This window comes from Bacteroides sp. AF32-8BH, from assembly GCF_003435205.1.
GTDB classification, from domain to species: Bacteria; Bacteroidota; Bacteroidia; order Bacteroidales; family Bacteroidaceae; genus Bacteroides; species Bacteroides ovatus.
Genome location: NZ_QVLZ01000019.1, coordinates 15,777 through 30,628, shown reverse-complemented (window position 1 = coordinate 30,628; position 14,852 = coordinate 15,777). Strand labels below are relative to the sequence as shown.

The 14,852-nt window shown below is 43.3% G+C and carries 12 protein-coding genes; 9 read left to right on the top strand and 3 right to left on the bottom strand.

Going from position 1 to position 14,852, the window contains the following annotated elements; all coding sequences use genetic code 11:
* Positions 1-119 precede the first annotated feature (119 nt).
* Entirely contained in the window at positions 120-2,549 is a 2,430-nt protein-coding gene (locus DWZ47_RS14760) for a beta-N-acetylhexosaminidase (protein ID WP_117513666.1), read from the top strand.
* Between the two features lie 212 nt (positions 2,550-2,761).
* Here DWZ47_RS14760 and trxB read toward each other — a convergent pair whose 3' ends face one another.
* The 3 genes from trxB to DWZ47_RS14745 are packed head-to-tail and all read right to left on the bottom strand — an operon-like array spanning position 2,762 to position 6,908.
* Positions 2,762-3,712 (bottom strand): thioredoxin-disulfide reductase, encoded by a 951-nt coding sequence (gene trxB / locus DWZ47_RS14755; RefSeq protein ID WP_004301820.1) that lies wholly within the window; start codon positions 3,710-3,712, stop codon positions 2,762-2,764.
* 36 nt (positions 3,713-3,748) lie between these two features.
* A complete protein-coding gene (locus tag DWZ47_RS14750) occupies positions 3,749-4,396 on the bottom strand; it encodes a LolA-like putative outer membrane lipoprotein chaperone (protein WP_117513664.1) in 648 nt (215 codons plus the stop codon).
* A gap of 19 nt (positions 4,397-4,415) precedes the next feature.
* Positions 4,416-6,908, bottom strand: coding sequence for a DNA translocase FtsK (locus tag DWZ47_RS14745; protein ID WP_008650926.1), 2,493 nt, complete (start codon positions 6,906-6,908; stop codon positions 4,416-4,418).
* A gap of 125 nt (positions 6,909-7,033) precedes the next feature.
* Here DWZ47_RS14745 and DWZ47_RS14740 point away from each other — a divergent pair, with 125 nt between their 5' ends.
* From DWZ47_RS14740 to DWZ47_RS14700, 8 genes are all read left to right on the top strand, one after another.
* Positions 7,034-7,696, top strand: a complete 663-nt coding sequence (locus tag DWZ47_RS14740; protein ID WP_008650924.1) for a DUF5063 domain-containing protein — start codon at positions 7,034-7,036, stop codon at positions 7,694-7,696.
* Between the two features lie 2 nt (positions 7,697-7,698).
* Positions 7,699-8,358: a 3'-5' exonuclease gene (locus tag DWZ47_RS14735; RefSeq protein ID WP_004301815.1), complete on the top strand. Its 660-nt coding sequence runs from the start codon at positions 7,699-7,701 to the stop codon at positions 8,356-8,358.
* Between the two features lie 63 nt (positions 8,359-8,421).
* Entirely contained in the window at positions 8,422-9,600 is a 1,179-nt protein-coding gene (locus DWZ47_RS14730) for a class I SAM-dependent rRNA methyltransferase (protein WP_117513662.1), read from the top strand.
* Between the two features lie 407 nt (positions 9,601-10,007).
* The gene (locus DWZ47_RS14720; RefSeq protein ID WP_117513660.1) at positions 10,008-11,258 is read left to right on the top strand and encodes a nucleoside permease; all 1,251 of its coding nucleotides are present in this window, start codon (positions 10,008-10,010) and stop codon (positions 11,256-11,258) included.
* A gap of 13 nt (positions 11,259-11,271) precedes the next feature.
* Complete coding sequence (locus DWZ47_RS14715; protein ID WP_117513658.1) at positions 11,272-11,865, top strand: bifunctional nuclease family protein; 594 nt, start codon at positions 11,272-11,274, stop codon at positions 11,863-11,865.
* Positions 11,866-11,873: 8 nt separating this feature from the next.
* Entirely contained in the window at positions 11,874-12,572 is a 699-nt protein-coding gene (locus tag DWZ47_RS14710; protein ID WP_004309858.1) for a 16S rRNA (uracil(1498)-N(3))-methyltransferase, read from the top strand.
* A 51-nt stretch (positions 12,573-12,623) separates the two neighbouring features.
* A complete protein-coding gene (locus DWZ47_RS14705; RefSeq protein ID WP_117513700.1) occupies positions 12,624-14,171 on the top strand; it encodes a DUF4836 family protein in 1,548 nt (515 codons plus the stop codon).
* A gap of 20 nt (positions 14,172-14,191) precedes the next feature.
* Positions 14,192-14,836, top strand: a complete 645-nt coding sequence (locus DWZ47_RS14700) for an ATP-binding cassette domain-containing protein (protein ID WP_004304608.1) — start codon at positions 14,192-14,194, stop codon at positions 14,834-14,836.
* Positions 14,837-14,852: the final 16 nt, after the last annotated feature.

The window sequence follows — 14,852 nt, the reverse complement described above, 5'->3', positions numbered from 1 at the left end:
CTTTAGCTAAAAGCCGGACATCATTCCGGCTTTTTTATTTCCATATTATTGGAACTAATCATATAAACAAGTACATTTGCCCTGTCAAATCTATTTATAACTTAACACACATTTTGACCATGAAGAAAAGTATTTCTCTTCTTCTTTTGTCCTTGCTAATGATTACCCCCAGTTGCCAGAAGACAAAAGAAGCGGTGAACGAGTACAACATCGTTCCCAAACCCAACCAGATTCTTCCACAGGAAGGACGCTTTGAACTAAACAACAAAGTCTGCCTCGTAGTTCCCTCGGATGCTCCGGAAGTAAAAAGCATTGCCGACAGCCTGGCCGAACAACTAAAACTGACAGCAGGAATCTCCTTGAAAGAAGCTGAAAGTGCAGATGGAAAAACGGCGATCTCTTTTGTTGTACAAGAAGGTATGCCGAAAGAAGGTTATAAATTATCGGTCACTCCCAGTCTCATTACACTCACCGCTTCCCAGCCAAACGGATTCTTTTATGGAGTGCAGACTCTTTATCAGTTACTCCCTCCGGCAATTTACGGAAAGCAGTTGGATAAGAAAGCTGACTGGTCGGTTCCTGCCGTAGAAATTGAAGATTCACCCCGTTTTGTTCATCGCGGACTCATGTTGGATGTTTGCCGCCATTATGTACCGATTGACTACATTTACAAGTTTATCGACTTACTGGCTATGAACAAGATGAATGTCTTCCACTGGCATTTGACAGACGATCAGGGATGGAGAATCGAGATCAAGAAATATCCCAAATTGACGGAAATCGGTTCCAAACGTGAAAAGACATTAGTAGACTATTACTATGTAAACTATCCGCAAGTATTCGACGGAAAAGAACATGGAGGTTATTATACACAGGAGCAAATCAAAGATGTAGTGGCTTATGCTGCAAGTAAATATATCAATGTTGTTCCCGAAATAGAAATGCCGGGACATGCATTGGCTGCACTTGCCGCCTATCCGGAATTGTCATGCGACTCTACACAGACTTACAAGGTATCTCCTACCTGGGGAGTATTCGAACAGGTATTCTGTCCGAGTGAAACGACTTTCAAATTCTTTGAAGGAGTGATGGATGAAGTAATAGAATTATTCCCCAGCGAATACATTCACATCGGTGGCGACGAATGTCCCAAGACAGCATGGAAGAACAGTGCTTTCTGCCAGCAGTTAATCCGCCAGTTAGGATTGAAAGATGATACGACTCCCAGTAAGATAGACGGAATAAAGCACAGCAAAGAGGATAAGTTGCAGAGCTATTTCGTTACCCGTATGGAGAAATACCTGAATAGCAAAGGCAAAAGCATCATCGGCTGGGATGAAATTCTCGAAGGTGGTCTGGCTCCCAATGCGACTGTTATGTCATGGCGCGGTGTAGAAGGCGGTATGAACGCAGCCAAAGCAGGGCATAATGCCATCATGACTCCGAATCCTTATGTATACCTGGACTACTATCAGGAAGAGCCGGAAATTGCTCCGACTACTATTGGCGGATACAATACCTTGAAGAAAACATATAGCTACAACCCTGTTCCGGACGACGCTGACGAGCTTGCCAAGAAGCATATCATCGGAATACAAGGTAATATCTGGAGAGAGTATATGCAGAATTCAGAGCGTACAGACTACCAGGCTTTCCCGCGTGCAATGGCTATCGCCGAAACGGCCTGGACACAAAACGCAAACAAAGACTGGAAGAATTTCTGCGAACGGATGGTGACTGAATTTGAACGTTTGAAAGTTATGAACACCCAACCTTGTCTCAACTTCTACGACGTAAATATAAATACGCATGCAGATGAGAACGGTCCTTTAATGGTATTGCTGGAAAGTTTCTACCCGAATGCGGAAATCCGATATACAACGGACGGGAGCGAACCGACCAAAGCGTCCGTCTTATATGAAAAGCCTTTCGTTCTTGAAGGTAATATCGACCTGAAAGCCGCTGCTTTCAAAGACGGAAAGATGTTGGGTAAAGTAGCTCACAAACCACTGTATGGCAATTTATTAACAGGAAAGCCCTATACGGTTAATTATACGATGGGATGGACAGGCGATATATTCGATGAAAACGATGTATTAGGAGCTGACAAAACCACTTTCGGACTAACCAACGGCAAACGAGGCAATAACGCTTCTTATACTCCGTGGTGTAGCTTCGGTATCGTGGAGGGTAAGGACTTGGAATTTATCGTTCATCTGGATAAACCGACACAAGTCAGCAAAGTTATTTTCGGTTCTTTATTCAATCCTGCCATGAGAATTCTTCCTGCAGGAGGAGTTGCCGTAGAAGTATCAGCAGACGGCAAGCAATACACACGGATAGCCGAAAAAGCTTTGAAACACGATTATCCGGAAACAGGAAGAATTGCATTCACCGATTCCATTGAATTTGAACCGGCACAGGCTACGTTCTTGAAAGTCAAAATCAAGAATGGTGGCACACTGCGTAATGGTATCAACTTTGAAAAGAATAACGGGCCGGAAGTCATTCCTGCCGAATTATGGATAGATGAAATAGAAGCGTATTAACCAAAGACAATCGACAAATATTGTTCGAAAAGCTTTGAGTTTATAAAATAAGAGTGTGTCAAAACGCAGATTAACGCAAATTATCGCAGATTATTTTAATTATATTGATATATTAATCAACGACTTATAAAATTATTTCTGCGATAATTTGCGTTAATCTGCGTTTTATTATTCATTATGGCACACCTTCCTATGATCGGATATAAACCGGATTAAATGAGTCCTTTGGCAGAAAGATAACGTTCTGCTTCCAAAGCAGCTTTGCAACCACTTCCCGCAGCCGTAATAGCCTGACGATAATGCGGATCGGCAACATCTCCTGCCGCAAAAACTCCGGGAACTTTTGTACGGGGACTATCACCTTCCGTGATGATATAACCCACTTCGTCCGTATCAACATATTCTTTAAATATTTCAGTATTCGGTTGATGTCCGATAGCCAGGAAGAAACCGTCGATAGGCAAGCTGTAACGTTCTTCATCCGGTTCGCCCCAACGTTTCACCAGGTTTACACCTTCTACCCCATTGTCGCCAAACAAACCAACTGCGTTATGTTCAAAAAGAACTTCTATTTTCTCGTGGTTCATTACTCGTTCCTGCATAATCTTCGATGCGCGCAGGAAAGGTTTACGGACAATCAGATATACTTTGGATGCAAGTCCGGCAAGATAAACAGCTTCTTCACAAGCCGTATCACCGCCACCGACTACGGCAACTACTTTCTTACGATAGAAAAATCCGTCACAAGTGGCGCAAGCGCTTACACCCATTCCGGCATATTTTTTTTCATCTTCCAGTCCCAGATATTTAGCAGTGGCTCCGGTAGCAATAATCAATGATTCTGTTTCAATAACCTTGTCACCGTCGATTGTTATTTTATAAGGGGCTTTGCTCAAATCGGCCGCCGTAGCAATACCGAAACGAACATCTGTTCCGAAACGGCTTGCCTGTGCACGCAAGTCTTCCATCAACTGCGGACCACTGATTCCTTCCGGATAACCGGGGAAGTTCTCCACATCCGTAGTGGTAGTCAACTGGCCACCCGGTTGCAATCCTTCATAAAGCACCGGACATAAATTTGCACGTCCTGCATAAATCGCTGCCGTATATCCGGCAGGTCCTGAACCTATAATCAGGCATTTTACTTTTTCTATTTCTGCCATTTTAATTTATCTTTATCGTTTTGTTATAAACGTATATTATCTCAAATCTATTACCTCCGCATTGGGGTATTGTTTCTTATCAAACGTAAAAACCTGATCCGCATAATTCTGCTTAGTCTGATAACTTGTAATGGTTATCTCATTACGCGTCTGCTGACCACGCTGTTGAAGCAAAATATACAAAGGTTCATAAGTATCCTTCGCCACAAAAAGAGTGATACGTTCCAACTCCTGTTTCTTATCTCTGGCAGTCAAAACGACTTCCCAAACGGCTTTTCCACGATACGACCCGGTTGCTCCCAGCTTATAAGAGAATCCTTTCTGATACATATATAGAAACGTATACGGATTAATCTGCTGCAACTCTTCCTGTGTCGGATTGCTGACGTTCACTTCATCATTCTTTGTCACATAACTCCACTGCGTTTTTCCATCAAACCAAGTGATGATATCCGATGTTTTCAGTACGAATTTCTCTCCTTTCAACTGAATCGTTCCATTTTCTGCACCTTCTACCAGACCGTTCGTCACAGCCTTTACAGTAAAATCAGCCTTTACACCACCTGCTTTACGAAACGCTTCTGCCGTCTTGTCAAGAATGGCTTTAGCCTGCGACTGCTGTTGTTGGGCAATCACAGGCAAAGACAGTAAAGCTATTAAAACACTAAAAATGTACTTTCTCATTTGATTAATAAACGAACGGTTACTGTAAATTGTTCAATCGCATTTCAAGATCGTTATCATCCATGCACAATACATCGCGCGCCTTGCTTCCCTGGGTAGGGCCTACGATTCCCGCTTTTTCGAGTTGGTCCATAATACGTCCGGCACGGTTGTAACCGATAGCGAATTTACGCTGAATTAACGAAGTGGAACCTTGCTGATGAATCACCACCAGTCGGGCTGCATCTTCGAACAACGGATCGAGCCGTCCCATATCAATATCTCCTACTTCACTGCCACCATCTTCGCTCACGAACTCTGGCAGGAAGAACGGAGTAGGATAACTTTGCTGACGGGCAATAAACTTCGTAATTTCTTCCACTTCCGGCGTATCGATAAAGGCACACTGCACACGCACCGGATCGGCTCCCTGCAAGAAGAGCATATCACCCTTACCAATCAAACGGTTAGCACCCGGACGGTCGAGAATGGTACGGGAGTCCATCATGGCAGATACACGGAATGCGATACGTGCCGGGAAGTTGGCTTTGATCGTACCTGTAATAATATTAGTAGTCGGACGCTGTGTAGCGATAATCATGTGGATGCCGACAGCACGCGCCAACTGTGCAATACGGGCAATCGGAAGTTCCACTTCCTTACCGGCAGTCATAATCAAATCTCCGAACTCGTCAATCACCACTACGATATACGGCATAAACTTATGTCCCTTTTCCGGATTCAGGCGGCGGTTGATAAATTTCTCGTTATATTCTTTGATATTACGCACATGTGCCATCTTCAAAAGGTCATAACGGGTATCCATCTCCACACAAACAGAGTTCAGGGTTTGCACTACTTTCGTTACGTCCGTAATAATCGGTTCGCCTCCATCAGGAAGTTTGGCAAGGAAGTGATTTTCAATCACCGAATAGATACTGAATTCCACTTTCTTCGGATCGACCAGCACAAACTTCAATTCTGCCGGATGCTTCTTATATAATAAGGAAGTGATAATGGCATTCAAACCGACTGATTTACCCTGACCGGTTGCACCTGCCACCAATACGTGCGGCATCTTGCAAAGGTCGAACATAAAGACTTCGTTCGTGATCGTCTTACCCAATACAATAGGCAAGTCATATTTGGATTCCTGGAATTTCTTGCTTCCGATCACACTCTGTCCGGAAACAATCTTCGGATTCTTGTTCGGTACTTCAATACCGATGGTTCCTTTACCCGGTATCGGAGCAATAATACGGATACCATCAGCGGAAAGGCTCAATGCAATATCATCTTCCAAACCACGGATTTTAGAAATACGTACTCCCTGCTCCGGAGTAATTTCATATAGAGTTACTGTAGGTCCCACGGTTGCTTTAATCGTACTGATTTCGATTCCGAAGCTACGCAATGTATTGATGATGCGGTCTTTATTTGCATTCTGCTCGTCCATGTCAATCGTCGGATCATCATTTTCAAAATGCTTCATCAAATCGATAGTCGGGAAACGGTAGTTTTCCAAGTCCTTAGTAGGATTGTACGGTTCGAGTTCAGGTCCCTGGTATTCTTCTTCCGAAGCTGCCGGTTCCACCTCAAATCCGGGTTCCGCCTCTTCCAAAGAGTCTTCCTGCACAATAGGAGCAGGATTGGAAACAGTCGGTTCAAATACCATAGTCACTCCTTCACTTTCGTCAGATACGGAAATATCTTCCTTTTCCGGTTTATTAATAGGAAAGTCGTCTTCAGGTTCTTCAGCCTGAATATCCATCACTGGTGCCGGAGGAGGTGTCTGTTTATACGTCCGTTTCAAATTGAACTCCACTTCTTGCGGTTGGGAAGTCGTAAATTCCGGATCTCCTTCTCCTTCCGGAACATTCTCCTTTTCTTCTTTCTTTTCGCGTTTCAGGAAACTCAATGCGAAGAGTTTACGCAACCAGATGACGGTACGTGCACTTATATATATGAAGAAGCAGATAGCGGTTATCAACAGGATCATCCACACACCGGGTACTCCAACTTGCGAAATCAGCCAACGACTGACATTATATCCGTGCATACCTCCCAAATAAATGAAGGAATCCTGATAATGATCCATAAAGGCAAATCCGAAGAATACGGAGAACCAGACCAGCAAGAGTGTGCAGCCGATAAACCACTTCCACAGACGTACAACACGTACACGCATTAACTTCAATCCTGCCACTGCCAAGAAAACAAGTATGAAGAAAGAAGAAACACCGAAACAGTCATTAATCAGATAACTGGCCAACTGCGCTCCACGTGAACCTGCATAATTCTTCACCTGATTATTAACAGCCGCCAAATCTGCCGAACTGCCACTATCAATAATACTTTGATCGGCAGCCCCCGTGAAGAAGAAGGAAGAAAAAGCCAACAACAGGTAAACAGAAAAGATGACCAGCATCAATCCGATTACAAAATGAACAGTTTCATTCTTACATACAGCCACAATTTTACTGGGGGAAGAGGGAGTGCGTTCCGCCTCCTTATCTAATTTCTTCTTTGCCATGAGTCTTTAATTCTTTTTTATAAAACAGGAATGAGATTCTAAGCTGCAAAAATAATAAAAAAATAACGAGCACTACGCTCATTCAATCCTTTTTCTTACCTTTGCGTTTCAAATCAATATAGATCATGGAAAAAGAAAGCCAAACGATATTTGATAAAAACGTAATTGAGTTCGTAACGGTAGCTGCCGAATTTTGTGCATTTCTCGAACGTGCCGAACGCATGAAGCGCAGCACTTTCGTTGATACATCATTAAAAATACTTCCCCTGCTCTATCTCAAAGCATCTATGCTGCCCAAATGTGAGACTATCGGGGACGAAGCACTTGAAACGTATGTCACAGAAGAGATTTACGAAATTCTGCGTATCAACCTTTCCGGATTGATGGCTGACAAGGATGATTATCTGGACGTATTCGTGCAAGATATGGTGTATAGCGACCAGCCTATCAAGAAGTCTATATCGGAAGACCTGGCCGACATTTATCAGGATATTAAAGATTTCATATTTGTCTTCCAACTGGGACTGAACGAAACAATGAATGATTCATTGGCCATCTGCCAGGAAAACTTCGGTACACTGTGGGGACAGAAACTGGTAAACACACTTCGTGCCCTTCATGACGTGAAATACAACCAGGAAGAAGAAGAGGAAGTAGGTAATGAAGAAGGATTTTACGAACCAAGCGACGACAACGATTGTTGTGAAGAAGATGGCTGTCATTGCCACGATGATGATTGCCACTGTCACGAAGACGGTTGCCATTGCCACGATGATGAATTAAAATAAAAATGATTGTAAGAAGAACCATAGATAAAGATGAACTAAAAGAACTCCCGAAAACAGTCTTTCCGGGACGTATTTATGTTATCCAGTCGGAAGCTGAAACGGAAAAAGCTGTAGCTTACCTCCAATCCAGACCAGTGATAGGTATCGACAGCGAAACTCGCCCTTCCTTTACCAAAGGACAATCGCACAAAGTAGCACTTCTCCAGATTTCTTCCGAAGAATGTTGTTTCTTATTCCGGCTCAATATGACGGGATTGACCCAGCCATTGGTTGACTTGTTAGAAAATCCGGCTGTAATCAAAGTGGGACTTTCACTGAAAGACGACTTTATGATGCTGCACAAACGTGCACCTTTCACCCAACAAAGCTGTATCGAATTACAGGACTATGTGCGTCAATTCGGAATACAGGACAAAAGTCTGCAAAAGATTTACGCCATCTTATTCAAAGAAAAAATATCCAAATCACAACGCTTGTCCAACTGGGAAGCTGATGTATTAAGTGACGGACAGAAACAATACGCTGCTACCGATGCATGGGCATGCCTCAATATCTACAATCTGTTGCAAGAACTGAAACAGACGGGAGATTGGGAGGTTTCTCCGCTGACAGCTACTGTCTCTCCCGCGGAAGAAGTGATAAGTAATAAAATAAGTGATTAATAACCAATAATAAAACGATCTGAAGCCCTCCCCCTTGGGAGAGGGTTGAGGAAAGACTACATTATGCATAAAGTATATCTCAAACCTGGTAAAGAAGATTCTCTTAAGAGATTCCACCCCTGGATTTTTTCCGGTGCTATCGCTCGTTTTGACGGAGAGCCCGATGAAGGTGAAGTTGTAGAAGTGTACACCTCAAAAAAAGAATTTATTGCCGAAGGACATTTCCAGATCGGAAGTATTGCTGTGCGCGTACTGTCTTTCCGCCAGGAACCTATCGATCACGATTTTTGGAAACGCAAACTGGAAATTGCATACGATATGCGCCGCAGTATCGGCATCGCCACTAATCCGACCAACAACACCTACCGTCTCGTTCACGGTGAAGGAGACAATCTCCCCGGACTGGTGATTGACGTTTATGCCAAAACCGCTGTTATGCAGGCACACTCTGCAGGAATGCACGTAGACCGTATGACAATTGCCGAAGCTTTATCCGAAGTAATGGGTGACAAAATTGAAAATATCTATTATAAATCAGAAACAACTCTTCCTTTTAAGGCAGACCTTTTCCCCGAAAACGGTTTTCTGAAAGGAGGAAGCAGTGATAATATCGCACAAGAATATGGCTTGAAGTTCCATGTGGACTGGCTGAAAGGTCAGAAGACCGGATTCTTTGTAGATCAGCGTGAAAACCGTTCTTTGCTGGAACATTACGCCAAAGACCGTTCGGTACTGAATATGTTCTGCTACACCGGTGGATTCTCATTCTACGCCATGCGCGGAGGTGCGAAACTCGTGCACTCTGTCGACAGTTCAGCCAAAGCGATTGATCTGACTAACAAAAACGTGGAATTAAACTTCCCCGGTAATTCCCGCCACGAGGCGTTTGCCGAGGATGCTTTCAAATATCTCGACCGCATGGGCGACCAATATGATTTAATCATCCTTGATCCGCCCGCATTCGCCAAACATAAAGATGCACTGCGGAATGCTTTGCAAGGTTACCGTAAACTGAACGCCAAAGCATTCGAGAAAATCAAACCGGGCGGTATCCTGTTTACTTTCTCTTGTTCGCAAGTGGTAAGCAAAGACAATTTCCGTACTGCCGTATTTACCGCAGCAGCCATGTCAGGGCGTAGCGTACGCATTCTACACCAGCTGACTCAACCGGCCGACCATCCGGTAAACATCTATCATCCCGAAGGAGAATATCTGAAAGGATTGGTACTCTACGTAGAATAACCGGCAAGGTGCCGGAGTCAAGTTTCCATTCGGATATCAGACATTTCTCCGGAAGTATGGCTGATTAGAGAGGGCAGTAACAGAAAAACGGAAGATTCAAAGTTAATTAGAGTTAACAAATAGAAGATTTTCGAGAAAACATTATGTTGTATAACATAAACCCTATATCTTTGCACTGTGTTTTTCATGGTATTAGATTTAAGGTTAACAAAGATTGGCTGTCTGGGATAGATAGCCTTCTTTTTTTATACCCCCTTCATTTGTTTTTTCACACCCAAATCTCATCTTTTCTTCGCATTTATGCCATTTTTATCCCCTTTTTATCAAATTACTTATCCACCTATTCAACGAAAATATTATATTTGCAAGGTTTATGAATGTGAAGAGAAACACAAATTAAAAAAGTCATGAGTATAAAAGTTCGTTTGATTATTATGAACTTCCTGCAATTCTTTGTATGGGGGTCATGGTTAATATCATTAGGTGGTTATATGGGAAGAGAACTTCATTTTGAAGGAGGACAAATCGGAGCCATTTTCGCCACCATGGGGATTGCCTCTTTGGTAATGCCGGGTATTATCGGTATTATTGCCGATAAATGGTTTAATGCAGAACGTTTATACGGACTTTGCCATATTGCAGGAGCAGGATGTCTCTTCTACGCTTCCACCGCAACGGGATACGACCAGATGTATTGGGCCATGTTACTCAACCTGTTGGTATATATGCCCACTTTATCCCTCGCCAACACGGTATCGTACAATGCACTGGAGCAATACAAATGTGACCTGATTAAAGACTTCCCTCCTATCCGCGTATGGGGAACAATCGGTTTTATTTGTGCCATGTGGGCTGTCGACCTTACCGGATTCAAGAATTCAAGTGCACAACTTTATGTAGGAGGTGCTTCCGCATTGCTACTCGGACTTTATTCATTTACGCTCCCGGCCTGTCGACCGGCTAAATCTGAAAACAAATCATGGCTCTCCGCTTTCGGACTGGATGCGCTGGTGTTATTCAAGAAAAAGAAAATGGCTATTTTCTTCCTTTTCTCCATGCTTCTAGGTGCAGCATTGCAGATTACGAATACTTACGGCGACCTTTTCCTAGGCAGTTTTGCCAGCATCCCTGAATATGCAGATTCTTTCGGAGTGAAACATTCAGTCATCCTGTTATCCATTTCACAGATGTCCGAAACATTGTTTATTCTTGCCATACCTTTCTTCCTGCGTCATTTCGGAATCAAACAAGTCATGCTAATCAGTATGTTCGCTTGGGTGTTCCGGTTCGGCCTGTTCGGTTTTGGAGATCCGGGATCGGGACTATGGATGCTAATCCTTTCCATGATCGTTTATGGTATGGCCTTTGATTTCTTCAACATTTCCGGTTCGTTGTTTGTTGAACAAGAAGCCAATTCTTCTATCCGTGCCAGTGCACAGGGCTTGTTCTTTATGATGACTAACGGATTGGGAGCCATCATGGGCGGATATGCCAGCGGTGCGGTAGTTGATGCATTCTCTGTATATGCCGACGGCAGACTGGTGAGCCGCGAATGGATGGACATCTGGCTGATCTTTGCCGCTTATGCGCTGGTGATCGGCATTCTGTTTGCCTTGGTATTCAAGTACAAACACCAGCAAGAGAATAAAACAAATTAAGTAAAAGAGAACGATGGACAAAAAGGTAGAATTACAAGTTATAAATATCACGAACAGCCAGGCGCAAGTAGGCGCGTTTGCAATGCTATTAGGCGAGGTGGACGGTGAAAGGCAACTGCCTATCATCATCGGTCCAGCGGAAGCCCAGGCTACCGCTCTATATCTGAAAGGAGTGAAAACTCCCCGTCCGTTGACACATGATTTATTTATAACAAGTCTTACTATACTGGGAGCCAGCCTGATACGTGTATTAATTTACAAAGCAAAGGATGGTATTTTCTACTCCTATATTTACCTCAAAAAAGACGAAGAAATTATACGTATCGACGCACGGACTTCAGACGCAGTTGCCCTGGCAGTGCGTGCCGACTGCCCGATTCTGATTTATGATTCTATTCTTGAACAGGAATGTCTTCACATGTCGTCAGAAGAAAGAACCCGTTCTGAAGAAACGGACAACGACGAAGGGGATGAAGAAGAACATGATTTGCCCGGTACTACTTCCAGAACGCTCGAAGAAGCATTGGAACAGGCTATTAAAGATGAGAATTACGAGTTAGCCGCACAGATACGCGATCAAATCAATTCAAGAAATAAAAATCAGTAAGTAATATTATGCACGTATTTTATACTCCCGATATACAGAAAAGCAACGAGCTTCCCGAAGAGGAAGCGCAACACTGTATCCGTGTTCTGCGGCTAAGTATCGGAGACGAAATCACGCTTACCGACGGTAAGGGTAACTTCTACAAAGCTGAAATTACTGTTGCAACCAACAAACGTTGTTTCGTAAACATCAAAGAAACCATTTTTCAGGAACCGTTATGGCCGTGCCATTTACACATTGCCATGGCACCGACGAAGAATATGGACCGCAACGAATGGTTTGCAGAGAAAGCTACCGAAATAGGTTTTGATGAACTGACTTTCCTCAACTGCCGTTTCTCGGAACGTAAAGTCATCAAGACCGAACGGATTGAAAAGATTCTGGTATCAGCCATCAAACAATCTCTCAAGGCACGACTGCCAAAGTTGAACGAAATGATTGAGTTCGATCAGTTCATCAGGCAGGAGTTTAAAGGACAGAAGTTTATCGCCCACTGTTATGAAGGGGAGAAACCTCTATTGAAGAATGTTCTGAAACCAGGAGAAGACGCCCTTGTCCTGATAGGTCCCGAGGGGGATTTCAGTGAAGAAGAAGTGAAGAAGGCCATCGAACGGGGATTCGTTCCGATTAGTCTCGGCAAATCACGGCTCCGTACAGAAACAGCGGCATTGGTGGCCTGCCACACGCTGAATCTGCAAAATCAATAACAGCAGTAAATGTCTGAATCAATGATTATACAACTTTTAAATAACATAAGTATGGCAAAGAAAACGATTTCACGACTCTCGGTACTGGCAGTACTGATTGTTTTTCTGGCAGCATGTTCCAAAACATCGGAATATACAAATGTGATACCGGCTGACGCTTCGGTAGTTGCCTCTATCAACCTTAAATCCCTCGCAAGCAAAGCGGGATTGGATGATAAAGAGAATGAAGCTGCTAAACAAAAAGTACTGGAAGCACTGAAAAGCGGAATGAATGCGGCCACATTCCAACAACTGGAAAAGGTTATGAAGAATCCGGGCGAATCGGGAATCGATGTTGAATCTCCATTCTATGTGTTCTCTTCATCTTCTTTCCCTTATCCTACTGTTGTAGGTAAAGTGAACAATGAAGATAAGTTGCATGCTTCACTCGACGTGATGGCAAAAGAACAGATCTGCCAACCGGTAGGCGAAGCTGACGGTTACAGTTTTACAACGATGAACAGCGGTTTGCTTGTTTTCAATAGTTCTACTATATTGGTAGTCAATGTCAGCGGAACAACTCAAACTGATAAAGCCAAAGAAGCCATTACTAATTTGTTGAAACAGACAGCAAGCAATAGTATCGTGAAATCAGGAGCTTTCCAGAAAATGGAGAAACAGAAAAGTGATATTAACTTCTTTGCTTCCATGACAGCTATTCCTTCAACCTACCGCGATCAGATAACCATGGGATTACCTACTGAAGTGAAAGCGGAAGACATCACTCTGATAGGAGGACTGAACTTTGAAAAAGGAAAGATTGCCCTCAAAACAGAAAACTATACTGAAAACGAAGCAGTGAAAGCTCTCCTAAAAAAACAAATGGAATCTGTTGGAAAAGCGAACAATACTTTCGTTAAATACTTCCCGGCTTCTACCCTGATGTTCTTCAACGTAGGTGTAAAAGGAGGCGAACTGTATAACCTGTTGAGCGAAAACAAGGAATTCCGCAACACAGTATCTATCGCTAAGGCAGACGAAGTAAAAGAGTTGTTCAGTTCGTTCAATGGTGATATTTCTGCAGGATTAATCAACGTAACGATGAGCAGTGCTCCCACTTTCATGATGTACGCTGACGTGAAGAACGGCAATGCTCTTGAAATGATTTACAAGAACAAGGAATCATTGGGATTGAAGAGAGGGGAAGATATCATGCAACTTGGCAAAGACGAATATGTCTACAAGACAAGAGGCATGAATATATTCTTCGGCATCAAGGATAAACAAATGTATGCAACCAATGATGAGTTACTCTACAAAAACGTAGGTAAAACTGCCGACAAATCAGTCAAAGATGCTCCTTATGCATCGGATATGAAGGGAAAGAGCCTATTTATAGCAATCAATGCCGAAGCAATCCTCGATCTGCCTATCGTTAAAATGGTAGCAGGTTTCGGAGGACAGGAAGCTAAGACATATATCGAACTGGCCAACAAGGTTTCTTACCTGTCCATGAGTTCGGAAAGGGAAGTCAGCGAGATCGACCTCTGCCTGAAAGACAAAGATGTAAATGCCCTCAAACAAATTGTAGACTTTGCCAAGCAATTTGCCGGCATGTAATAAATGTATAAACCAACGGTATGAATAGTATTCACTTACAGCAAACACTTCCCCAAGTGTTTGCTGACCGTAATTCGGTAACTTCGGACGTATGGCATCAGGATCTTTTCTTCCGGAAAGGAGAAATGTATCTGATTGAAGCTGCTTCCGGCACCGGCAAATCTTCGTTGTGCAGCTATATCTATGGCTACCGCAACGACTATCAGGGGATTATTAATTTCGATGAAACCAATATCAAAGCATACTCCGTGAAGCAATGGGTCGACCTGCGAAAGCATTCACTAAGTATGCTTTTTCAGGATTTACGCATCTTCACCGAACTTAGCGCTCTTGAAAATGTGCAATTGAAGAATAACCTCACCGGATGCAAAAAGAAAAAAGAAATCTTATCGTTCTTCGAACAACTGGGGATCGCAGATAAAATAAATGTGAAAGCCGGCAAGCTATCTTTCGGACAGCAACAGCGCGTCGCCTTTATCCGGGCGCTCTGCCAGCCGTTCGACTTTTTATTTCTGGATGAACCGATCAGCCACCTGGACGATGATAACAGCCGCATCATGGGTGAACTTATCATCGCCGAAGCAAAGGCACAAGGAGCCGGAGTGATCGCCACTTCCATCGGTAAACATATCGAGTTGCCTTACAACCATACACTTCAACTGTAGTAAGCTGGTTAATAAC

Coding starts and splice junctions, on each gene's coding strand:
- DWZ47_RS14720 (WP_117513660.1), top strand. CDS start 10,008: ATGAGTATAAAAGTTCGTTTGATTATTATGAACTTCCTGCAATTCTTT.
- DWZ47_RS14710 (WP_004309858.1), top strand. CDS start 11,874: ATGCACGTATTTTATACTCCCGATATACAGAAAAGCAACGAGCTTCCC.
- DWZ47_RS14760 (WP_117513666.1), top strand. CDS start 120: ATGAAGAAAAGTATTTCTCTTCTTCTTTTGTCCTTGCTAATGATTACC.
- trxB (WP_004301820.1), bottom strand. CDS start 3,712: ATGGCAGAAATAGAAAAAGTAAAATGCCTGATTATAGGTTCAGGACCT.
- DWZ47_RS14740 (WP_008650924.1), top strand. CDS start 7,034: ATGGAAAAAGAAAGCCAAACGATATTTGATAAAAACGTAATTGAGTTC.
- DWZ47_RS14700 (WP_004304608.1), top strand. CDS start 14,192: ATGAATAGTATTCACTTACAGCAAACACTTCCCCAAGTGTTTGCTGAC.
- DWZ47_RS14735 (WP_004301815.1), top strand. CDS start 7,699: ATGATTGTAAGAAGAACCATAGATAAAGATGAACTAAAAGAACTCCCG.
- DWZ47_RS14715 (WP_117513658.1), top strand. CDS start 11,272: ATGGACAAAAAGGTAGAATTACAAGTTATAAATATCACGAACAGCCAG.
- DWZ47_RS14730 (WP_117513662.1), top strand. CDS start 8,422: ATGCATAAAGTATATCTCAAACCTGGTAAAGAAGATTCTCTTAAGAGA.
- DWZ47_RS14745 (WP_008650926.1), bottom strand. CDS start 6,908: ATGGCAAAGAAGAAATTAGATAAGGAGGCGGAACGCACTCCCTCTTCC.
- DWZ47_RS14750 (WP_117513664.1), bottom strand. CDS start 4,396: ATGAGAAAGTACATTTTTAGTGTTTTAATAGCTTTACTGTCTTTGCCT.
- DWZ47_RS14705 (WP_117513700.1), top strand. CDS start 12,624: ATGGCAAAGAAAACGATTTCACGACTCTCGGTACTGGCAGTACTGATT.